Here is a 19,308-nt window from a genome sequence, read left to right as displayed (position 1 = left end):
CCTTTCCCACAGCAAGGGAAGGGTTAGAGTCGTGAAACCTCACTCCCTGAAGAACGCCAGGAGATCCGCGTTGATCGTCTCGGCATGGGTGGTCGGCATGCCGTGGGGGAATCCCTTGTAGGTCTTCAGGATGCCTTTCTTCAGCAGCTTGGCCGAGAGCGGCGCCGAATCCGCGTATGGCACGATCTGGTCGTCGTCGCCATGCATCACCAGAACCGGCACGTTGATCTTCTTCAGATCCTCAGTGAAATCGGTTTGCGAGAACGCGACGATGCCGTCGTAATGCGCTTTCGCGCCACCCATCATGCCCTGGCGCCACCAGTTCTCGATCACGGCTTCCAGCGGTTTTGCGCCGGGGCGGTTGTAGCCGTAGAACGGGCCGGCGGCGATGTCGCGGTAGAAGGCCGAGCGGCCGGCGGCGAGCTGGGCCTGGAAATCGTCGAACACGCTTCTGGGCAGGCCGCCGGGATTGGCCGCGGTCTGCACCATCAGCGGCGGCACCGCCGAGAGGATCGCGGCCTTCGCGACGCGACTCTCGCCGTGACGGGCGATGTAGTGCACGACCTCGCCGCCGCCGGTGGAATGGCCGACATGGAGGGCGTTCTTGAGGTCGAGATGCGCGGTGAGCGCGGCGAGATCGTCGGCATAATGATCCATGTCGTGGCCGTCGGCGACCTGCGCCGAGCGGCCGTGGCCGCGGCGGTCATGGGCGATGACGCGATAGCCGCGCGTGACGAAGTACATCATCTGCGCGTCCCAATCGTCCGAGGACAGCGGCCAGCCATGGCTGAACACGATCGGCTGGCCCGAGCCCCAGTCCTTGTAGAAGATCTCGACGCCGTCTTTGGTGGTGATGGTGGGCATGGTGGGGCTCCTTTCAATGAGAGACGTCATTCCGGGACGCGCGTCAGCGCGAACCCGGAATCTGGAGATTGATAAATCGGGATTCTCTGGTGCGCGATTGCGCACCAGAGTTTATCGCTGTGCGATGGCCGGAATGACGAGAGGGGCCAATCAGGCAAACGCCAGGGGCTTGTAGCGGCGCCAGGCGCCGATGGTCAGCACGACGAAGAACACCAGCACGATGCCCTGCACCACGGCGAAGACCGGCCCCGATGGCGGCGCCGGGGGCACGGCGGGCGCGAGCGCGGCAAGTGCGGGCACCTTGAGGAACGACTGGATCACCAGCACGAAGACGTTGAAATAGAGCGAGATCATCGCGGTGACGATGTAGACCGGGCGCCAGACGCCGCCGAGCTTCATGCCGTAGAGCGCGAAACAGGCAATCGCGAGCAGCACCAGCGAGATGATGCCGATGATGTGCGAGGGCAGCAGCTCCTTGAATGGAAACAGGAAACCAGTCGCGCTGGTGAGAATGGTGAACAGCAGGAAGATCGCAGTCAGGCCCGGCATCGACTTCGAGCCAAGCAGGCCGAACATCACGACAAGCCCGGCGACGATGGCAATCAGGCTGATGATGACATGGATCAGCGTAAGGGCGGGCAGGCTTAGGCCAAGCACCATGACATCTCTCCTACTCTCGGCGTTGAGGTGACGAGAATAGTATTACGGTCCTCATCGGATTACCACCTGCGTTGTCGTCACATGCATGAGCGCAGCCATGCGTCATCGTGCGAAATCGAAAAACGCATGGCTGAACTTTTTGCAGCGCTGTCACAAACGACGGCAGGCTTTCGACGAAAGTTGAATCGAACTCACACGTTCTTGGTATCGAAGATCAGGATGTCGGCACCGCCGCTGGCGAATTTCGGCACGTCGGCGCCGGTCGCCTTGCCTTCCGGGCTGGCAAAGGCGGCCTGAACGTCGGCCACGCTGTCGAAGGTGAGGATGGCGACGAGATGGATTCCGGAAGGGCCTGCCGGAGATGCGACCGGCCCTTTGCTGACGGCGTAGTTCTTCAGGCCGGGAAGTTTCTTGGCGAGTGGAATGTGCGTCTCGGCATAGTATTTGTCGAAGGCGGCAGCATCCTTGGGTGTCTTGTAGAGCACGACGACTTCAGCCATTTGGTCCTCCCGTTGAATCGTTGTTTTTTCCGCGCGCGATTTGCCTCGCGACGAGGCGATAGTCTCGCGGGACGCAGCGCAATGGCAAGTCCCTTGCGGCTTGCCATTGCCTTGCCTTGTCCTTGACTAAAGCGCCGGTTTTGCGGCGTCGCCGAGATAGCCATGCAGGGAGGCAACGACCTGCGCGCCCTCGCCGATGGCGCCGCCGACGCGCTTGACCGAGCCGGAGCGGACGTCGCCGACGGCGTAGACGCCGGGCACGGAGGTCTCCAGCGGCGCCACCAGCTTGCCCTGGTTCTGCTCCGACTGCGCGCCCGTGACCACGAAGCCGCCGCGATCGAGCGTCACGCCGCAACCGTCGAGCCAGGACGTGGCGGGATCGGCGCCGACGAACAGGAAGAGATTGCGGATGTCGGCGGAATCCTCGTCATCCGAGAGCCGGCTCTTCCAGCGGATGCGCCGCAGCAGCGAGGCCTCGTCGCCCTCGAGCGCGGTGATCTCGGTGTTGAACATCAGTTCGATGTTCGGGGTCGCTTCGATGCGCTCGATGAGATAGCGCGACATGCTGGCGCCAAGGCCGCCGCCGCGGATGATCATCAACACGCGTTTGGCATGGCCCGACAGGAACACGGCCGCCTGGCCAGCCGAATTACCGGCGCCGACCAGAGCCACCTCCTCGCCGGCGCAGAGTCGCGCCTCCACGGGCGATGCCCAGTACCAGACGCCGCGGCCCTCGAACTTGTCGAGGTTGGCGATATGGGGACGGCGGTAGCGCGCGCCGCTGGCGACCACCACCGAACGGGAGCGCAAGGTCTCGCCGCAATCCAGCGCCAGCGCGAAGGTGCCGTTGGCGCGCGAGCAATCCAGCGAGCTCACCGACATCGGAATCATGATGTCGGCGCCGAACTTCTGCGCCTGGGTGAAGGCGCGGCCCGCCAGCGCCTGGCCGGAGATGCCGGTCGGGAAGCCCAGATAGTTCTCGATGCGCGCGCTGGCGCCGGCTTGGCCGCCGAAGGCGCGGGTGTCGACGACCGCGACCGAGAGACCTTCGGACGCCGCATAGACCGCGGTCGCGAGCCCCGCCGGCCCGCAGCCGACGATGGCGACATCGTAGATGCGGTTGTCCTTGGCCCCGCCGATCATGCCGATGGCGCGGCCGAGCTCGGTCTCGCTGGGATTGCGCAGCACCGTGCCGCCGGCCGTGACGACGAGCGGCCAATCCTCCGGCTTCGGCGAATAGCGCGCGATCAGTTCGGCGGCGTCATGCTCGCTCTCGGGATCGAGCAGATGATGCGGCTGGCCATTGCGGGTGAGAAAGCCCTGCAGGCGCACCACGCCCGCGGAGTTCGAGGGCCCGATCAGCACGGGGCCGCCGATGCCGCCCTGGATCAGATTGACCCGGCGCAGGATCAGCGCGCGCATGATGCGCTCGCCAAGCTCGGCTTCGGCCACCAGCAGCGCGCGCAGCCGGTCCGGCGGGACGAGCAGCACCTCGACATTGCCTTCGGCGCGACCGTCGACCAGCGCCGGCCTGCCCGAGAGCTGGCCAAGCTCGGCCAGAAATTGACCCGGCCCCTGATCGATCACCGGAGTGACGTGACCGAGACCGTCGCGCTGGGTGATGGCGACGTGGCCCGCCAGCACCACGAACATGCCGGGCCCGGGCTTGCCGGTCTCGAACAGCAACTCGCCGTCCGCATAGGTGCGGATTTCGCCGAAGTGCCTGATCCGTTCGATCTCGGCGGGCGTCAGCGCCGGAAAGGTCTGCTCGGGGCGGGTGAACCGCAACAGCTGCGCATCACGGTCGGTTCGTTGTGTTTCGTCCTGCCCCATGGCCACTGCATGCACTCCAAAATTTCCAGCCGCCGGCGTTCAACGAGAGGTCTTGCCGGCGGCCCCCTCATTTAGGGAACCATCGTCGTTCTGCGAGGGGTCGGTGCTTGCGGCGCGTTCGCGCGCCTGCAACTTCCGCCGCTTCAGGTTTTCGCGCAGCGCCGATTTCAGCCGGTCGTCCCGGGACGCCCTCGCCTGCCTCGCGCTCTTGTCAGTCTCGTCGCCCATCGCGGCTCCATCACAGCAACCGGCCACAGGATGCCATCGAAGTGTGGCAGCTCAAGAGGGTGAGGCGATAGGACCCTTGCGAAACGCGAGATGGATCGAATCCGGCCCCCAGGCCAACTGCCCAGTTGGGCAGGGATATCAGACCCCGAATCGGCGTGAAGTCGGTCAGTTCGGGCGAAAACGGGGATTTTGGCGCCGATATCGGCCCGATTTTCTCGTTTTGGCGGGGCTAGCAAGCTTGCGCAGGAGGGGGGCTTGTGGCAGATATCGGCCCGCTTGGTAGGCCCCTCGGGCGGCCGATTCTTGTCCCAGCACATGCTGCCGTAGCTCAGTGGTAGAGCACTCCATTGGTAATGGAGAGGTCGACAGTTCAATCCTGTCTGGCAGCACCAGCTTTCCTCATCGACGCGAGCCCTCCTCCTGGCAGCGAGCCCGCAACAGCCACGGATGCGATCGTGATCACCCGTTCCCTGCCCTATGAAGGACTGCTCCACGAGATCGTCGAGCATAATGGCGTGCTCTATCTCGGCGGCATCGTTCCTGAAGATGCCGGGCTCGACATGGCCGGCCAGGCCGACGACGTGCTGCGCCAGATGAAGACCCTGCTCGAGGGCGCCGGATCCGATCTCTCGTGCGTTCTGCAGGTGACGATCTTCCTGGCCGACCTCACGGAGAAGGCCGCGTTCAACCAGGTGTGGAAGCGCTATTTCACCGCGGAGCATCTGCCGGCGCGTGCCGCGATCGGCGTTGCGGATCTCGGCCCGGGCGTCAAGCTGGAGCTGACGGCGATCGCCGCGCGCCGCTGATACCCAAGCGACATCGGCGAGGCGAGCAAGTTCGGTCGTTTCGCCAGTCTTCCACACATGGCTCGGCATTCTCGCGGCCCGAAACGCCCGAGTTTTGCTGGTTTCCTTGTCCCTCTTTGAAGAGAGGGCGCAGGGAAGGCCGGGTGCCGGCTGGCACCCATGGTCCGCTGTGCGACAGCACACGCAGAAAACTGCACAGCGGCATACAGGTGAAGCCCAACACACGGCCTTCCCTGCGCAGTGGTTTGACGGCTTATGCCTGCTCTCCCCGGAGCCGAGTTCCTTCTGGCCTCCGTCACCTCGCGAATTGACGACGCCTCAGGACCCGGTCGAGCCCAGAAGCATCTCCGCAAGGCTTGACCGTAGCAACGACGGTCAGGACCACACGGTTTTGCCGTACGCAGCTTCCGGCTCCGCCAAGAGGCTTCGCCGGATGTTGGCGCCGTCCGTTCCGCACGCTGTGAGACCCCCGCGTGCCCGACGCAGCCGCGTCCACCGCACCCTGGCCCTCGTTCGTGACGACGTACGATCGCCCCTCTCCCTGGGCCGGGATGGGCGATGGATACCGCAATTCCGAATTTCGGTAAAGTGGAATATATTTGCGGGAAGGGATTGACGGGGGCTGCGCGGGAGAGGTGGTGTTTTGCCCGACGGGCCAGAAGCGTTGCGATCGGTGTCCTTCCGGTTGCGCCTCTTCGAAAGGTTGCGGCCACACGGCACGTTGACCCCTCATTTCATGGTGCTAGTCTTTTCGCTTGCGACCTGTCCGGGAGGACACGATGGGATGGTTCGACCGCCTGTTTGGAAGGATGTCGGAGCCGACGATTCCTTTCATTGCGAGATTTCGGCGAAAATCAAAAGCACCGACCGATCCTGATCTTCTGAAAATCGCCAAGGACCGGAAGGGGCATGTTTCCCGCAGAGCCGTCAGGGACGAGTATAATCGGCTGGTCCTGGAGAAGTACGCGCACGACAAGTCGTGATGCGCGTCGAGGATCTCAGTAGCCCGTAGGATGGGTAGAGCGTAGCGAAGCCCATCTGCTCCTTGTCGAGCCACGAAACATGACGGGTTTCGCAGGGCACTACCCATCCTACGCACAGCGCACCATCAATGGTCGCCATTCTTCTGCAGCGCCGCGAAACGATCGTCGGCCCGGCGCAACCGCCGGCATAGCTCGCGATTGATGTTCTGCAGGACGATCACATAGGCGTGGATGTCGGCCTTGTAGCAGGCATAGAGCTTTTGGGCCGTCAGCTCGTACAGCACGGTCGGCGCCTCCGCGATAACCGTGGCGGAGCGGTTCTGCATTTCGATCAGCGTCATCTCGCCGAAGAAATCGCCAGGCTCCAAACGCGATATCGGGATGACCCTGCCCGCATGCGTGCGTTTGCTCACCGCCAGCCGGCCGGACTTGACGATGAACATCGAACGTCCCGGCTCGCCCTCGGCCACAACGGTCGCGGCGGCTTCGAAGCGGCGCTCGACCAGCATCGAGATCAAGAGGTCGAGGCCTGCCTCCGAAAGCCCGCCGAAGAACGGCGTCGCCAGCAGGAACCCTTTCAGATCGGGGGACGTGACGAGCATTGGGCCAAGATACGCCCCGCCGCAATCTGCGGCAAGCAAGGCGCCGTTCACTGTCCCGCGACACTCTCCGCGCGCAGCGCCCTTCGCCCCCTGATCGCGTGCGCGCGCGCAGTGCAGGTGATGCGGCCGTCCGCATGCGCCGGCAGACCCGCACGCACCCGCGCTATGAGCGTCTCGACGTCTGCGGGCCTCATGGCGGCAACGGAAGGCCGGAGCGCGGGGGACTTCAGACTGATTGCCCAGAAGTCGTCGAAACCTGAAAACGTCCGTTGCACCGTAATCTCTCGCGTTTGCACGTCCTCGAGACCTGCTCCTCGCCACAGGTCCCGCAACGCTTCCATGCGAGAGGCGTCCATCCGCGGCGGCCGCGTTGCCGGAATGCCCATTGCCTTCATCTCGTCATAGATCGGGTCGAGCGGAAAGCCGCCACCCAACATGTCCCACATATACGTCATGACCGCACCGCCGGGGACAACGACCCGCACCATTTCGCTGACGCCCCTCGCGGGGTCCGGAACGAACACCAGAACCAACGCCATCACAGCCGCATCGAAGCTGGCGTCGGCGAAAGGAAGTGCCATCGCATCGCCCTGGTGAAACTTTGCCACGCGCGCCGCAGGTCGTGTGCGCGCAAAAGCGAGTTGCTCGGCCGAGGGGTCAATGCCCTGGACCTCGGCAGGGCTGCAGCGCTCGACCAGGAGTTCAGTGAAGGCGCCGTTGCCGCAGCCGATGTCGATCCACCGCAAGCCGGTAGGAGGTGCCAGCCAATCAAGGAATATCTCGCCGGCGAACCGGCTCCAGATTCCCATCATCTGCTCGTAGGCGGCACCATCGTCGAAGCGAATGGTCTGCTCTGCCATTTCGAGATCCTCCCGGCCCGATGACGATGCTTGGCGCGCGCCATTCTGCGCACAAGAGATGGGACTGGGGAAGTCCCGGAGGTGACCTGATCCGCCGGATTATTGCCGCGCGACATTCTCCCCGCGCGGCGTCTTTCGCTTCCGCCACATCTGCAGGTCAATCATGACTTTCACCGTTGCGGCGAGGACGAGCGCACAGAGCGCCGCCTTCGAGATTGTCTCCATCGTCCCCTCGATCAGCAGGCAATGGACCACGCTGCCTGCGACGATGACGATGGCGAGGGGAATATGGATGATGCGCCAGGTTCGCGGGCGCAATCCCAACCGCCTTCGCAGTAGAGCCAGGAATGCAACCGCGAAGATGGCCCACATCGCGATCACGCCGAAGGGAGAGAATGGCGTCGGCGACGAGAAGGTCAGTGCGTCCACCATGTCGGGCGGGCTGGTGATCCAGAGCCCGGCGACGTGGATCAGAATCGCCAGAACGAGCGCGCCGCCGATCCAGTGATGGGCGCGCCTGCCGCGATAGGCCGACAATCGCGGCAGGTAGCCGCCGATCAGCAAGGGCTGCACGAGCACGAGACCGAGGGCGATGACCCCGGCGAAGCCGGCGATAATGTAGACAGGATCGCGCCATGCGAGCTGCTCGCTGGCTGCAGCAAGTGCAACCGGCACGCCGATCGCCAAGCCAAGGGCGACCCAGATCAGGGGCGCCCGGGCCGATCTCCATTGCGTCATCTGCAAGTCGGGTTCAAGCCGGCTGCAGCACGAAGTGCGCCTCGAGGCTGGTCTCCTTGGCGCTCCGCATCACCGGCCGCAGGAAGACGGTCTTGAACTCGCCGCTGTCATAGGCGAGGTGGCCGTGCGGCTGGCCGAAGATCGGAATGATCTGCGGCATCTCCAGCCGGAACTTGCCGTCCTTGTCGGTGAGCGTTGCGCCATGGCTCTGCGGCTCGTGCTCCCGCCCTTCGACGGTGTGCGCCCAGATCTGGATTCGTTGCCCGGCCAGCGGAGCCCCGTCGCCGGCGCGGCGCACGGTGCCGCTCATCCAGAAACCGCCCTTGCCGATCCGCTCCACGATCGCCGCGCCCTTGCGGTAATTGTTCGCGCCGCCCGACATCGACTCGGTCGGTGCGAGGCCCGCCGCACGGGCGGGCAGCAGGAGGCCGGAAGCGCCGGTCGCCAGAAGGCCCGTTGCGAGGACGGAGCCGCCGGCAGCGAGGAGGTTGCGGCGGTTGAAGACGACCATGGTCATGTCAGTTCCTCCTGGCAGCAGCGCAGCTGCTTCCCGCAAGCTACAATACCAGGTGTAAAACGCCCAGTTGGCGCGAGGGGCGCCAGGGCCTGCAATAACAGTGTTGTGAACGGCCGTCTTCGCGGCGTGCATCTCGCAGATGAGCTGATAAGAGGGGCCCGCAAGTGCTCTACCTATTCGGCGCGCTGCCACTACATGTGTGTCCTGCAAGCGCGCACCGTCACGCGGCCCCTCCACACCGGCAGCCCTCCCATGATCCCCTTCTCCGTGCTCGACCTCGCACCCATCTGCCAGGGCGGCGACGCGTCGCAGGCCTTTCGCAATTCGCTCGATCTGGCCCGGCATGCCGAGACGTGGGGCTTCAAGCGGTTCTGGCTGGCCGAGCATCACAACATGACGGGCATCGCGAGCGCGGCGACGTCGGTGGTGATCGGCCACATCGCGGGCGGAACGAAAACGATCCGCGTCGGCTCCGGCGGGATCATGCTGCCGAACCACTCGCCGCTGGTCATCGCCGAGCAGTTCGGCACGCTGGAATCGCTCTATCCCGGGCGGATCGATCTCGGGCTGGGGCGGGCGCCGGGCACCGACCAGTTCACCGCGCGGGCGCTGCGGCGCGACCTTGCCACCACGTCCGAGAACTTTCCGCATGACGTGCTGGAGCTGCAGGCGCTGCTCGGCGACGTCCAACCGAACCAGGCGATCCGCGCCGTGCCCGGCATGGGGACCAAGGTGCCGCTGTGGATTTTGGGATCGAGCACCTTTGGCGCGCAGCTTGCGGCGATGCTGGGGCTGCCGTTCGCGTTCGCCTCGCATTTCGCGCCGCAGATGATGATGCCGGCGCTGCGCGAATATCGTGCGCGGTTCGAGCCCTCGGCGCAGCTCGACAAGCCCTATGCGATGATCGGCGTCAACGTGTTCGCGGCCGACAGCGATGAAGAGGCACAGCGGATGTTCTCCTCGCTGCAGCAGCAATTCATCAACCTGCGCCGCGGCACGCCCGGCCCGCTGCCGCCGCCGGTCGACGACATGGACGCGCTGTGGTCGCCGGCGGAGAAGGCCGGCGTTGCGCAAGCGCTGTCGTGCTCGGCGGTCGGGTCGCCCGATGCGGTCGAAGCGAAGCTGAAGGCGCTGATCACTGAAACCGGCGCGGACGAATTGATGACCACGGGGCAGATCTACGACCACACCGCGCGGCTTCGCTCGTTCGAGATCGCCGCGGAGGTGCGCGACCGGCTGGCGGCGTCGCCCAATCGCTGAACTGGCTCCGGCTGAAAAACAGCGTGAGATTGCAGGCTCCGCAATGGCGTCCTAAACTCGGGATATGGAAGGGTAGCGCAGCGCCGATCCCTCAAGGCCAGATCGGAGGATCGACGATGGATGTGATCCGCACCCGCGCCTTCGAGTTCATCGAGACGGTGCAGGAGCTTTCCGACGCCGCGAGTGTCCTGGACGCCATGGGACGCATGCTCGGCCAGTACGGCGCCGACCAGTTCTGTTGCGCCTATGTCGCGCCGCTCTCGACCGAAGCCCCGCGCGAGGCCGTTCTCGCCCATCGGTTGCCGCGCGGCTTTCTGGATATGTATTCCGCCGAGCAGTTCGTCTGGGACGATCCGGCGCTGCGCCATTGCAAGACGACGCTACGCCCGTTCCGATGGCTCAGGGAAGCGCCGTTCGATCCGACCCGTGAGCCGCGCGCGGTCGAACTGGTGCGCCGCGCCCGCGACTTCGGGCTGAACGACGGCGTGATGGTCCCGATCGCTTCACCCGCCTACCGCATCGGTCATGTGTTCTTCGGCGGCCGCGAGATCGATCTGCCGGAGCGTGATCTGCCGGCTCTCCATCTCATGGCGCTTTATGCCTTCGACCGGGCGCTAACGCTGCGCGGCCAGCCCGAAGCGCGGACACTGGTGCTGTCTCTGCGCGAGTGCGAGGTACTGACTCTGGCCGCAGTCGGACGATCCACCGAGGAGATCGCCGACGCCCTGGCGATTACGCCGCGCACCGTGAAGGCGCACGTCAAGAGCTGCTGCAAGAAGCTCGGCGCGACCACCCGCACGCAGGCCGTGATGATCGCCATGCGCAACCGGATGATCTCGCCCTGAGGCGTCGTGCCGCGGGTCGTTGTTTGCGCATGATCTTCTCGGAAATCCGCACCGCACTCGTCCGGATCATGCTTTAGTCCGGAAACGCGAACAGCTTGGCCGGATTGTGCACCAGGATCTTCTCCAGCTCCGCCTGGTCGGGCGCGTAGCGGTACATCAGCTCCAGCAGATCGGCATCGTTCGGCGGCTGCTTTACCGAGACCGGATGCGGCCAGTCGCTGGCCCAGACGCAGCGATCGGGAGCCGCCTCGATATAGGCGCGCGCGATCGGGATCACGTCGTCGTAAGGCGGACCGGCCTTCGAGGTCTTCTCGCCGAGCGAGAGCATGACCCAGAAATTGCCCTTGGCGAGCAGCTCCAGCATCTTGCGCAGATTCGGATCGTTCCTGCCGGCATCGGGGTCGGGGCGCGCCATGTGGTCGATCAGCACGGGCACCTCGAGATCTTCGTATTTGGCGACGCTCGACATGATGCCGTCCTTCTCCGGCTGGATCTTGACGTACCAGCCGAGCTCGCGGATGCGGGCGATGGCGCGGGCGAAATCGGCGTCCGACAACACGGCGCCGAGCTCCTGGCGGAAGCTGAAGCGTGCGCCGCGCACGCCGGAATCATGCAGCTTGGCGAGATAGGCGTCGTTCGCTTCGGCGAACACCAGCGCATTGGCGCAGCCGCGATAGTTCGGGCCCATCGCGGCAAGGCCGTCGAGCACGACGGCATGGTCGGCGCCGTAGGTCGTGGTCTGCACGATGATGCCGCGCTCGATGCCGAGCGTCTTGTGCATGCGCAGCGCCGCTTCCCAGGTCGCGGTCGGCATCCGATAGGCGGCGCCGGGACGCTCCGGATATTTGTCGATCGGCCCCAGCACGTGGAACTGGCTATCGATGGTCTTCGGCGGCGGCGCCTTGATCGGGCGGCGCGGGTTGGGGTCGAACGGCAGATAGGTCGGCATGCGAGCGCTCCCTCAGTCGATCACGGCGGTGAAATCGCAACTTACCAGCGCGCCGCCATCCATGTTGTCCATCGGCAGCGCGTGGCGCGCGGGGCGCGAATGCTCGTCCGGAAACATCTTCAGCCACTCGACATTGAGAGGGCCGCGGTTGCCGCGGTCCTTCAGCCACACCGTCATCTTGATGATGTCGGAGGTCGAGCCGCCGGCTGCCTCCACCGTCGCCTTCATATGCGCGAACATGTTGGCGCATTGGGCATCCAGGCTTTCGGGCATCGCATTGGTCGCGGGATCGCGGCCGAGGATGACGCCCGACATCACGAGATTACCGATGCGGCAGGCGTTCGGAATCGGGTTGACGTGCTTAAAGCCGCCGATGTGGACGCTCTTGCGTCGCGTTTGACCACTCATGGTGCGCTCCCTGCTTGTTATTGCTTCAGACGAACTGGCACGACACCGAGCCGAAGGCACCGTAGTCGGCATGGAAAGTGTCGCCGCGGCGGATGTCGACGGGCCGCGTGAACGATCCCGCCAGCACGACCTCGCCGGCTTTGAGATGCTCGTCATGCGGCGCGAGGCGGTTGGCGAGCCAGGCGATGCCGTTGGCGGGGTGATTGAGCACGCCGGCGGCAAGGCCGGTCTCCTCGACCTCGCCGTTGCGGAACAGCAATGCGCCGATCCAGCGCAGGTCCGCATCCATCGGGCGGATTGGGCGGCCGCCGAGCACCAGCGCGGCATTGGCCGCGTTGTCCGAGATCGTGTCCATGACCTTGCGGGTCTTGCCGGTCTCAGGGTCGACGCGGTGCATGCGCGTCTCCAGAATTTCCAGCGCGGGCGTGACGTAGTCGGTGGCGTTGAGCACGTCGAAAATGGTGCAATCCGGCCCGCGCAGCGGCGCCTTCAGTACGAAGGCGAGCTCAACCTCGATCCGCGGCGCGTGGAAGCGGTCGAACGGAACAGGCGTGGCATCGGCGTAGAACATGTCGGCGAACAGTACGCCGTAATCGGGCTCGTTGATGCCGACCGCGTTCTGCATCGCCTTCGAGGTCAGGCCGATCTTGTGGCCCTTGATGATTCGGCCGCGGCCGAGCTGAAGTTTCGTCCAGGCGCGCTGGACCGCGTAGGCATCCTCGATGCTGAACTCCGGATAGTCCTTGGTGAACATCGGGATCAGCGTCTTAGTGCGCTCGGCTTCGTCGAGGCGCGCGGCGAGGCGTTCGATCGTGGCAATGTCCAGCATCGTTTACTGCTCCGCCGCCACGGTATTGCGCAGCACGCCGATGCGACTGGACTCGACCTCGACGACGTCGCCGTCCCTCAGCCAGCGTGGCGGATCGAACCGCGCACCCGCGCCGGTCGGCGTGCCCGTGACGATCATGTCGCCGGGCTTGAGGGTGGCGAAGGTCGAGAGATAGGAGATCAGGAAGTCGAACGGGAACATCAACCGCTCGGTGGTGTCCTGCTGGCGCACCTCGCCGTTGACGCGCGTTGTGATGTCGTGCGGGCCGCGCGGGTCGAGCTCGTCGGCGGTGACGATCCACGGGCCGATGCTGCCGGAACGATCGAAGTTCTTGCCCTGCGTGACGTTGAACTTGCCGTGGCGCAGCCAGTCGCGGATCGTGCCCTCATTGCACAAGGTCATGCCGAAGATGTGCGACCAAGCCTTCTCGCGCGGAATGTGGCGGCCGCCTTGCCCGATCACGATGACGAGCTCGCCTTCATAGTCAAGCTGATCCGAGACTTTGGGCTTCTCGATCGGCTGGCCGGAGCCCGTCATCGAGGACATGCTGCGCACGAACAGGCTGGGATATTTGGGAAGGTCCGAATTGTCTTTATACTCCGCATTGCGCTCGGCGTAGTTGACGCCGATGCACCAGAGCTTCTCCGGCGCCAGCACCGGCGGCAGCAGGACGAGCTGGTCCAGCGCATGATCCGGCTTTTGCCCCGCGACGGCCTCCTGCGCATCGGCGAGTGCGTTGGCCGCGATCAGCGCCTTCACATCCGAATAGTCGCGGCCGATTCGCCTGGTGAGATCGACCACGCCGCCGTCCACGGCCGCGCCGTAGCGCGCCTCGCCGTCCAAGAGATAGCTCAGCAGTCGCATTGTATGTCCTCCGATGATCTTCAGGCGGCGGGCGGCAATGAGGCCCGCGCGCTCAGTCTTTCGATTTGGGAGTCTGGAAGACGCTGCCCAGCGTCACGATCTCGCCGAGGCGGGCGTAGCGCGGGCCGCCGATGCGCGCGATCGGGTCGAGCGCTGTAGTCTCGACCTTGCCGTCATTGACGAGGCCGTCGCGCAAATGGAACATCACGACCTCGCCGACGATGAGCCGGCTCTTGGCGTCGCCGAATTCGAGGCACTGCCGGAAACGGCACTCCATCGCGACGGGGGCAGCGGCGAGCCGGCGCACCTTGACGAGATCGCAGGGCAGCGTCTCGAGCCCGAGATGCTCGACCTCGCTGATTTCAGGCGGATGCTCGACAGAGCTGTCGTGCACCGCATTCATCAGCGGCGTATCGGCGATGTGGATCACGTACTCCTCGGTGTCGAGGATGTTGTGCGCGGTGTCCTTGTAATCAGCGCCCTTGCGGCCGACGCTGATGGCCAGCATCGGCGGCTTTTGCGAGACGAAGGTGAAGGCGCTGAACGGGGCGAGGTTGAGCACGCCCTTGGCAGACAGGCTCGTGACCCACGCGATCGGGCGCGGCACCACGATGCCGGTCATCAGGCGGTAGATGCGCTCGGCGCCAAGCTCGGTCGGATCGATCCGCATCGATCAATCCGCCCTGATATTGGCCTTGCGCACCACCGGAATCCACTTGGCATCCTCGCGCTCGAGATAGGCCCTGAATTCGCCCGGCGTCATCGGCGTGGCTTCGCCGCCGAGCTTTTCGAACTTGTCGACCACGGCGGGGTCCTTGAGAATCGCGACCAGCGTCTCGTGCAGCTTCTCGACGATGGGCGCAGGCGTGCCAGCGGGCGCGAACAGGCCGGTGAAGGTCTGGCCGTCGAAGTCCTTGTAGCCGAGCTCGGCGAAGGTCGGCACGTCGGGCAGCGACTTCAATCGATGCGGTGAGGTGACGGCGAGCGCGCGGAACAGACCGGCCTTGATGTGCTGGAGACTGACGGTGAGCTGGTCGAAGGCGAACTGCACCTGGCCGCCCAGGAGATCGTTGATCGCCGGCGCATTGCCGCGATAATGCGCCGTGACCCATTGCAGCTCGAGGCTGGACTGCATCAGCTCGCTGAGCAGATGGTTGGTGGTGCCGGGGCCGGGCGAGGCCATGGTCAGCTTGCCGGGCTCGCGCTTGGCGAGGTCGAGAAACTCCTTGAGCGTGTTCGCCTGCACCGAAGGATGAACCTCGAGCACCAGCGGCGTCATCGAAATCGTCGAGATCGGGAGGAAGTCTTTCTTCCAATTATAGGCGTCGCGCTTGTTGATCTCGGTCGCGAACAGCACCGGGCCGTTGGCGCCGACGAACAGGGTGTAGCCGTCGGGCGCCGACTTCGCGAAGGCTTCGCCCGCGATCATGCCGCCGGCACCGGCCTTGTTCTCGATGACGAAGGGTTGGCCGAGCTTTTCCTGGAGCTTGTCGGCGACGATGCGCGCGGCGCTGTCGACATTGCCGCCTGCGGGATAGGGCACGATCAGCTTGACGTTGCGCGCCGGCCATTGCTGGCCCGACGCGGGTCCCGCCAACATTGCGGCTGCAGCAGCGATGGCAATCCAGATTAATCTCATGTTAACCTCCCGGCGGCGCTTCAAATTCCATATCGGGTGCAGATGACGTCGTGCATGGCATCCCGATCGGAGCGCAATCTCCAGATGCGTGCTTGCCCTGTCGAGGGAATTGTGGCGTTCTTGTCCATATTATGGACAAGAGACGCGCAACGAAATCGGCTCGCAGCGCCGTGGAACCGCGACAGGGCGCGCAGGCGATCCGGCGCGCACTCGCGGTGCTGCGCATCCTGGCCGCAGGACGCGAGGACGGTGTGCCATTGGCCGAGGTGGTCCGCACCACGGGCCTCACCCGCCCCACCGTGCATCGCATCGTCCACGTGCTGATCGAGGAAGGCATCGTCGAGCGGCACGGCCGGAGCGGCCGCTACGCGATCGGTAATCAGGTGCCGGAGCTGGCGCTGGCGCGTCTGCGGCCATCGCGGCTCCTGGTCGCCGCAAATCCGTCGCTGCAGCGCGCGTCCGCCGCGATCGGCGACACGCTGTTCCTGACGGTGCGCACCGGCAACGACACGCTGTGCGTCGATCGCCGGATCGGGGTCTATCCGATCCAGGTGCTGTCGATCGAGGTCGGCGCGCGCCGGCCGCTCGGCGTCTCCAGCGCCGGCGTTGCCATTCTCGCCGCAATGCCGGCGCAGGAGGCGCGAAAGATCGTCGCGGCGAACGAGAAGCGGTTCGAGGCCTACCGGACCGACGTCGCGACCGTGCTCGGCGAAGTCACCGCCGCCAGGCGGCTGGGATACGGCATGAGAGAGATCGGACTGGTGCAGGGGACGAAATCGATCTCGACCTGGATCAAGACGCCGGACGGGCAACCGGCTGCAGCGATGACGGTCTCCGCCGTTCGCACGAGGCTCGGGCCAAGGCGCGAGCAGGAGGTCGCGGAGATCCTGCTGCGGGAGGCGCGGATGATCGAGCAGGCGATCGGAGGCAATCTGAGCTAGGGCACGATCAACCCGCGACAGCGTCGTGGCCGGGCTTGTCCCGGCCATCCACGCGTTTCCAGCCGCACGAAGAACGTGGATGCCCGGGACAAGCCCCGGCATGACGACCTCTTGTGAGCGCTGTCAATGGGCTGACGTGCCGCTCCGTTTTATGGCACAACGCGCCATCACCGACCGACCAACGAGGCCACGCATGCCCGCGCCGAAACCGCCTGCCTTCGAGACCCTGAGCCTGCATGCGGGCCAGCATCCGGATCCCACGACCGGCGCCCGGGCGGTGCCGATCTACCAGACCACGTCCTACGTGTTCCAGGATTCCGACCACGCGGCCGCATTGTTCAACCTGGAACGCGCCGGCCACATCTATACGCGCATCTCCAATCCGACCACCGGCGTGCTGGAGGAGCGGCTTGCTGCGCTCGAGGGCGGCGTCGGCGCGATCTGCACGGCGAGCGGCCAGGCGGCGCTGCATCTGGCCATCGCCACGCTGCTCAACGCCGGCGACCACATCGTGGCGTCGAGCTCGCTCTATGGCGGCACCATCAACCTCTTGGCGCACACCCTGCCCCGCTTCGGCATCACCACAACGTTTGTGAAACCACGCGATCACGACGCGTTCCGCGCGGCGATCAAACCGAACACGAAGCTCGTGATCGGCGAGACCATCGGCAACCCTGGCCTCGAGGTGCTCGACATCCCGAAGGTTGCGGCGATCGCGCATGAGGCCAAGATTCCGCTTCTGATCGACAACACCTTCGCCACGCCCTATCTCAGCCGCCCGATCGAATTGGGCGCCGACATCGTCATGCATTCGGCGACCAAATGGATCGGCGGCCACGGCATCGCGATCGGCGGCGCCATCGTCGACGGCGGCCGCTTCGACTGGCGCGCATCCGGCAAGTTCGGCGTGTTGACCGAGCCCTATGGCGGCTATCACGGCATCGTCTTCGACGAGCAGTTCGGCACCGCCGCCTTCATCATGCGCGCGCGCACGGAAGGCCTGCGCGATTTCGGCGCCTGCCTGTCGCCGACCAACGCGTTCCAGCTGCTCCAGGGCGTCGAGACGCTCGGCGTGCGCATGGACCGGCATATGCAGAACACGCATCTGGTGTTGGAAGCTTTGAAGGCCAACAAGGCCGTGGACTGGGTGCTGCATCCGTCGCTCGAGGACCATGCGGACTACCAGCTCGCAAAGACGCTGCTACCGCGCGGCGCCGGCTCGATCGTGTCCTTCGGCATCAAGGGCGGGCGGCCTGCCGGACGCAAGTTCATCGAGAGCTTGCGCATGATCAGCCATCTCGCCAATGTCGGCGACGCCAAGACGCTGGTGATCCATCCGGCCTCGACCACGCATCAGCAGATGGACGCCGAGCAGCTCAAGGCGGCCGGCATCGGCGAGGAGCTGGTGCGGCTCTCGGTCGGCATCGAGACCGCAAGCGACATCATCGACGACCTCAACCAAGCGCTGCGCATCTCGCAAAAGGCCTGACACCATGAAGCTCTCCGTCAACGGCACCGATGTGTTTGTCGCAACCGGTGGCCGCGACTTCGACAAGTCCCTGCCCGTGGTGGTCTTCATCCACGGCGCCGGCTTCGACCATTCGACCTGGGCGCTGCACACGCGCTGGTTCGCCCATCACGGCTTTGCCGTGCTGGCGCCCGACCTGCCCGGCCACGGCCGCTCGGCCGGGCCTTCACTCGGCAGCATCGCGGAAATGGCCGACTGGACGGCGGCGCTGCTGGATGCGGCCGGAGCTGCGAAGGCGCATCTGATCGGTCACTCCATGGGCTCGCTGATCTCGCTGGAGACCGCCGCGCGACATCCCGACAAGGTGTCGGCGCTGAGCCTGATCGGCACCGCCGCGACCATGACGGTGGGTCCGGATCTCCTAAGAGCCGCCGAAGCCAACTCGCAGGACGCCAACGACATGGTCTCGATCTGGGGCCTCGGCTTCAACGCAGAGCTCGGCGGCAGCCTGGCGCCGGGCCTGTGGATGCATGGCGGCGCGCAGGCGGTGCTGAAGTCGTGCGAGCCGGGCGTGCTGTTCAGGGATCTGTCGGCCTGCAACTCCTATACGAATGCGCTAGCCGCGGCGGCGAGCGTGAAGGTGCCGACGACGCTCATCCTCGGCGAGCGGGACATGATGACGCCGGCGAAGGCCGGCAAGGCGCTCGCCGCTGCGATCCCGCATGCAAAGACCGTCGTGGTGCGAGGTGCCGGCCACATGATCATGGCCGAGCGCCCGGACGAACTGCTGGCGGCGCTGCGGAATTAAAGTTGTCTACGCATGATCTTTCCGGAAAACCGCTTCGCACTTTTCCGGATCATGCTTTAGGCGGATCAATCTTCCGTCTTGCGCGTTGCGGTCAGACATCCCTGTCACTCAAGAAGGGAACTGGACCATGCCGAGACAGGAAGTCATTCGCAAAGCCAGGCAAGACAAGCGCGCCGGCAAGTCGGCCAGCACGCAGGCCGGCGAATTCGTCAAGGACCAGATCGACAAGATTCGCAAGGGCAAGCACGGCGCGCGTTCGACCAAGCAGGCCATCGCAATCGGCCTCTCCGAAGCGCGTCGCGCCGGTGTCGATCTGCCGCCACCGCGCAAGGGAAGCACCAAGAAGTCGACGCGCCGTAGTGCCAAGTACGCGTATGAGGTTGGCCAGGGCAAACGCACGCCGAAGCGGCGGCCGAAAGTATCGCGCGCCGCCACGAACGTCCTGAAGAAGGAGCCGCGCTCGACCGCGTCGCGCAGCGCGCTGTCGAAGCAAGCCAAGCGCGCCGCAAGCCGCCGAACCGCATCGTCCCGCTCGGCCGCCGCGCGGAAAGCGAGCCATACCAAGGGTGCCAAGGTCCGCTCCGCGGCCGCGAAGAAGGCGGCACGCACCAGGGCGCGCCGCCAGAGTTGATGAGCTCAGGCGGCGTCAGGCGGATTCATCTGGCGCGGTCAGAAGTGGTCGGCACCACATCGCGGGCGTCTGTGG

At 65.2% G+C, this 19,308-nt stretch carries 23 protein-coding genes and 1 tRNA gene; 9 read left to right on the top strand and 15 right to left on the bottom strand.

Annotated elements, in window-relative coordinates; genetic code table 11:
• Positions 1 to 39: 39 nt before the first annotated feature.
• The 5 genes from I6F17_RS21550 to I6F17_RS21530 all read right to left on the bottom strand — a co-directional run bounded on the left by I6F17_RS21550 (position 40) and on the right by I6F17_RS21530 (position 4,085).
• On the bottom strand, positions 40 to 864 hold the full coding sequence (locus I6F17_RS21550) for an alpha/beta hydrolase (protein WP_036039828.1): 825 nt from the start codon (positions 862 to 864) through the stop codon (positions 40 to 42).
• Positions 865 to 1,014: 150 nt separating this feature from the next.
• Positions 1,015 to 1,524, bottom strand: coding sequence for a hypothetical protein (locus I6F17_RS21545; RefSeq protein ID WP_036014365.1), 510 nt, complete (start codon positions 1,522 to 1,524; stop codon positions 1,015 to 1,017).
• A 191-nt stretch (positions 1,525 to 1,715) separates the two neighbouring features.
• Entirely contained in the window at positions 1,716 to 2,024 is a 309-nt protein-coding gene (locus I6F17_RS21540) for an EthD family reductase (protein ID WP_036014366.1), read from the bottom strand.
• A gap of 126 nt (positions 2,025 to 2,150) precedes the next feature.
• The gene (locus tag I6F17_RS21535) at positions 2,151 to 3,857 is read right to left on the bottom strand and encodes an FAD-dependent oxidoreductase (RefSeq protein ID WP_225124446.1); all 1,707 of its coding nucleotides are present in this window, start codon (positions 3,855 to 3,857) and stop codon (positions 2,151 to 2,153) included.
• 39 nt (positions 3,858 to 3,896) lie between these two features.
• Positions 3,897 to 4,085, bottom strand: coding sequence for a hypothetical protein (locus tag I6F17_RS21530; protein WP_036039820.1), 189 nt, complete (start codon positions 4,083 to 4,085; stop codon positions 3,897 to 3,899).
• A gap of 317 nt (positions 4,086 to 4,402) precedes the next feature.
• Here I6F17_RS21530 and I6F17_RS21525 point away from each other — a divergent pair.
• The 3 genes from I6F17_RS21525 (at position 4,403) to I6F17_RS21515 (ending at position 5,874) form a co-directional block, all read left to right on the top strand.
• A tRNA-Thr gene (locus I6F17_RS21525) sits at positions 4,403 to 4,477 on the top strand.
• A gap of 63 nt (positions 4,478 to 4,540) precedes the next feature.
• On the top strand, positions 4,541 to 4,891 hold the full coding sequence (locus tag I6F17_RS21520; protein WP_036039840.1) for a RidA family protein: 351 nt from the start codon (positions 4,541 to 4,543) through the stop codon (positions 4,889 to 4,891).
• Between the two features lie 779 nt (positions 4,892 to 5,670).
• On the top strand, positions 5,671 to 5,874 hold the full coding sequence (locus I6F17_RS21515) for a hypothetical protein (protein WP_036039819.1): 204 nt from the start codon (positions 5,671 to 5,673) through the stop codon (positions 5,872 to 5,874).
• A gap of 125 nt (positions 5,875 to 5,999) precedes the next feature.
• Here I6F17_RS21515 and I6F17_RS21510 read toward each other — a convergent pair whose 3' ends face one another.
• From I6F17_RS21510 to I6F17_RS21495, 4 genes are all read right to left on the bottom strand, one after another.
• On the bottom strand, positions 6,000 to 6,476 hold the full coding sequence (locus I6F17_RS21510; RefSeq protein ID WP_225124391.1) for a cyclic nucleotide-binding domain-containing protein: 477 nt from the start codon (positions 6,474 to 6,476) through the stop codon (positions 6,000 to 6,002).
• 47 nt (positions 6,477 to 6,523) lie between these two features.
• The gene (locus tag I6F17_RS21505) at positions 6,524 to 7,336 is read right to left on the bottom strand and encodes a class I SAM-dependent methyltransferase (RefSeq protein WP_225124390.1); all 813 of its coding nucleotides are present in this window, start codon (positions 7,334 to 7,336) and stop codon (positions 6,524 to 6,526) included.
• Between the two features lie 99 nt (positions 7,337 to 7,435).
• Complete coding sequence (locus I6F17_RS21500; RefSeq protein ID WP_225124389.1) at positions 7,436 to 8,074, bottom strand: ferric reductase-like transmembrane domain-containing protein; 639 nt, start codon at positions 8,072 to 8,074, stop codon at positions 7,436 to 7,438.
• A 13-nt stretch (positions 8,075 to 8,087) separates the two neighbouring features.
• Complete coding sequence (locus tag I6F17_RS21495) at positions 8,088 to 8,591, bottom strand: Twin-arginine translocation pathway signal (protein WP_225124388.1); 504 nt, start codon at positions 8,589 to 8,591, stop codon at positions 8,088 to 8,090.
• Positions 8,592 to 8,843: 252 nt separating this feature from the next.
• Here I6F17_RS21495 and I6F17_RS21490 point away from each other — a divergent pair, with 252 nt between their 5' ends.
• On the top strand, positions 8,844 to 9,851 hold the full coding sequence (locus I6F17_RS21490; RefSeq protein ID WP_225124387.1) for an LLM class flavin-dependent oxidoreductase: 1,008 nt from the start codon (positions 8,844 to 8,846) through the stop codon (positions 9,849 to 9,851).
• A 116-nt stretch (positions 9,852 to 9,967) separates the two neighbouring features.
• Positions 9,968 to 10,696: a LuxR family transcriptional regulator gene (locus I6F17_RS21485; RefSeq protein WP_225124386.1), complete on the top strand. Its 729-nt coding sequence runs from the start codon at positions 9,968 to 9,970 to the stop codon at positions 10,694 to 10,696.
• Between the two features lie 73 nt (positions 10,697 to 10,769).
• Here I6F17_RS21485 and I6F17_RS21480 read toward each other — a convergent pair whose 3' ends face one another.
• Genes I6F17_RS21480 through I6F17_RS21455 form a run of 6 tightly spaced genes read right to left on the bottom strand, consistent with a single transcriptional unit; the run spans position 10,770 to position 15,385 of the window.
• Complete coding sequence (locus tag I6F17_RS21480) at positions 10,770 to 11,645, bottom strand: amidohydrolase family protein (RefSeq protein ID WP_225124385.1); 876 nt, start codon at positions 11,643 to 11,645, stop codon at positions 10,770 to 10,772.
• Between the two features lie 12 nt (positions 11,646 to 11,657).
• Positions 11,658 to 12,053: a RidA family protein gene (locus tag I6F17_RS21475; RefSeq protein ID WP_225124384.1), complete on the bottom strand. Its 396-nt coding sequence runs from the start codon at positions 12,051 to 12,053 to the stop codon at positions 11,658 to 11,660.
• Positions 12,054 to 12,078: 25 nt separating this feature from the next.
• Positions 12,079 to 12,882, bottom strand: a complete 804-nt coding sequence (hpaH, locus tag I6F17_RS21470; protein ID WP_036039801.1) for a 2-oxo-hept-4-ene-1,7-dioate hydratase — start codon at positions 12,880 to 12,882, stop codon at positions 12,079 to 12,081.
• A 3-nt stretch (positions 12,883 to 12,885) separates the two neighbouring features.
• A complete protein-coding gene (locus I6F17_RS21465; RefSeq protein WP_225124383.1) occupies positions 12,886 to 13,746 on the bottom strand; it encodes a fumarylacetoacetate hydrolase family protein in 861 nt (286 codons plus the stop codon).
• Between the two features lie 52 nt (positions 13,747 to 13,798).
• Positions 13,799 to 14,416, bottom strand: coding sequence for a flavin reductase family protein (locus tag I6F17_RS21460; RefSeq protein ID WP_225124382.1), 618 nt, complete (start codon positions 14,414 to 14,416; stop codon positions 13,799 to 13,801).
• Positions 14,417 to 14,419: 3 nt separating this feature from the next.
• Positions 14,420 to 15,385: a tripartite tricarboxylate transporter substrate binding protein gene (locus I6F17_RS21455; RefSeq protein WP_225124381.1), complete on the bottom strand. Its 966-nt coding sequence runs from the start codon at positions 15,383 to 15,385 to the stop codon at positions 14,420 to 14,422.
• A 131-nt stretch (positions 15,386 to 15,516) separates the two neighbouring features.
• On the opposite strand from I6F17_RS21455, the gene I6F17_RS21450 reads away from it, so the two are divergent.
• From I6F17_RS21450 to I6F17_RS21435, 4 genes are all read left to right on the top strand, one after another.
• Positions 15,517 to 16,326 carry an IclR family transcriptional regulator gene (locus I6F17_RS21450; protein ID WP_036039794.1) on the top strand — a complete coding sequence of 270 codons (810 nt, stop codon included), beginning with the start codon at positions 15,517 to 15,519 and terminating at the stop codon, positions 16,324 to 16,326.
• A gap of 193 nt (positions 16,327 to 16,519) precedes the next feature.
• A complete protein-coding gene (locus I6F17_RS21445; protein ID WP_225124380.1) occupies positions 16,520 to 17,815 on the top strand; it encodes an O-acetylhomoserine aminocarboxypropyltransferase in 1,296 nt (431 codons plus the stop codon).
• 4 nt (positions 17,816 to 17,819) lie between these two features.
• The gene (locus tag I6F17_RS21440; protein WP_225124379.1) at positions 17,820 to 18,602 is read left to right on the top strand and encodes an alpha/beta hydrolase; all 783 of its coding nucleotides are present in this window, start codon (positions 17,820 to 17,822) and stop codon (positions 18,600 to 18,602) included.
• A 127-nt stretch (positions 18,603 to 18,729) separates the two neighbouring features.
• Positions 18,730 to 19,233: a DUF6496 domain-containing protein gene (locus I6F17_RS21435; RefSeq protein WP_225124378.1), complete on the top strand. Its 504-nt coding sequence runs from the start codon at positions 18,730 to 18,732 to the stop codon at positions 19,231 to 19,233.
• Positions 19,234 to 19,308: the final 75 nt, after the last annotated feature.

Origin of the sequence: Bradyrhizobium sp. NBAIM18, from assembly GCF_020193825.1 — a bacterium.
GTDB classification, from domain to species: domain Bacteria; phylum Pseudomonadota; class Alphaproteobacteria; order Rhizobiales; family Xanthobacteraceae; genus Bradyrhizobium; species Bradyrhizobium yuanmingense.
The sequence above is the reverse complement of the archived record's forward strand: the minus strand, read 5'-3'. Positions and strand labels throughout refer to the sequence as shown.

Coding starts and splice junctions, on each gene's coding strand:
- I6F17_RS21550 (WP_036039828.1), bottom strand. CDS start 864: ATGCCCACCATCACCACCAAAGACGGCGTCGAGATCTTCTACAAGGAC.
- I6F17_RS21545 (WP_036014365.1), bottom strand. CDS start 1,524: ATGGTGCTTGGCCTAAGCCTGCCCGCCCTTACGCTGATCCATGTCATC.
- I6F17_RS21540 (WP_036014366.1), bottom strand. CDS start 2,024: ATGGCTGAAGTCGTCGTGCTCTACAAGACACCCAAGGATGCTGCCGCC.
- I6F17_RS21535 (WP_225124446.1), bottom strand. CDS start 3,857: ATGGGGCAGGACGAAACACAACGAACCGACCGTGATGCGCAGCTGTTG.
- I6F17_RS21530 (WP_036039820.1), bottom strand. CDS start 4,085: ATGGGCGACGAGACTGACAAGAGCGCGAGGCAGGCGAGGGCGTCCCGG.
- I6F17_RS21515 (WP_036039819.1), top strand. CDS start 5,671: ATGGGATGGTTCGACCGCCTGTTTGGAAGGATGTCGGAGCCGACGATT.
- I6F17_RS21510 (WP_225124391.1), bottom strand. CDS start 6,476: ATGCTCGTCACGTCCCCCGATCTGAAAGGGTTCCTGCTGGCGACGCCG.
- I6F17_RS21505 (WP_225124390.1), bottom strand. CDS start 7,336: ATGGCAGAGCAGACCATTCGCTTCGACGATGGTGCCGCCTACGAGCAG.
- I6F17_RS21500 (WP_225124389.1), bottom strand. CDS start 8,074: ATGACGCAATGGAGATCGGCCCGGGCGCCCCTGATCTGGGTCGCCCTT.
- I6F17_RS21495 (WP_225124388.1), bottom strand. CDS start 8,591: ATGACCATGGTCGTCTTCAACCGCCGCAACCTCCTCGCTGCCGGCGGC.
- I6F17_RS21490 (WP_225124387.1), top strand. CDS start 8,844: ATGATCCCCTTCTCCGTGCTCGACCTCGCACCCATCTGCCAGGGCGGC.
- I6F17_RS21485 (WP_225124386.1), top strand. CDS start 9,968: ATGGATGTGATCCGCACCCGCGCCTTCGAGTTCATCGAGACGGTGCAG.
- I6F17_RS21480 (WP_225124385.1), bottom strand. CDS start 11,645: ATGCCGACCTATCTGCCGTTCGACCCCAACCCGCGCCGCCCGATCAAG.
- I6F17_RS21475 (WP_225124384.1), bottom strand. CDS start 12,053: ATGAGTGGTCAAACGCGACGCAAGAGCGTCCACATCGGCGGCTTTAAG.
- hpaH (WP_036039801.1), bottom strand. CDS start 12,882: ATGCTGGACATTGCCACGATCGAACGCCTCGCCGCGCGCCTCGACGAA.
- I6F17_RS21465 (WP_225124383.1), bottom strand. CDS start 13,746: ATGCGACTGCTGAGCTATCTCTTGGACGGCGAGGCGCGCTACGGCGCG.
- I6F17_RS21460 (WP_225124382.1), bottom strand. CDS start 14,416: ATGCGGATCGATCCGACCGAGCTTGGCGCCGAGCGCATCTACCGCCTG.
- I6F17_RS21455 (WP_225124381.1), bottom strand. CDS start 15,385: ATGAGATTAATCTGGATTGCCATCGCTGCTGCAGCCGCAATGTTGGCG.
- I6F17_RS21450 (WP_036039794.1), top strand. CDS start 15,517: ATGGACAAGAGACGCGCAACGAAATCGGCTCGCAGCGCCGTGGAACCG.
- I6F17_RS21445 (WP_225124380.1), top strand. CDS start 16,520: ATGCCCGCGCCGAAACCGCCTGCCTTCGAGACCCTGAGCCTGCATGCG.
- I6F17_RS21440 (WP_225124379.1), top strand. CDS start 17,820: ATGAAGCTCTCCGTCAACGGCACCGATGTGTTTGTCGCAACCGGTGGC.
- I6F17_RS21435 (WP_225124378.1), top strand. CDS start 18,730: ATGCCGAGACAGGAAGTCATTCGCAAAGCCAGGCAAGACAAGCGCGCC.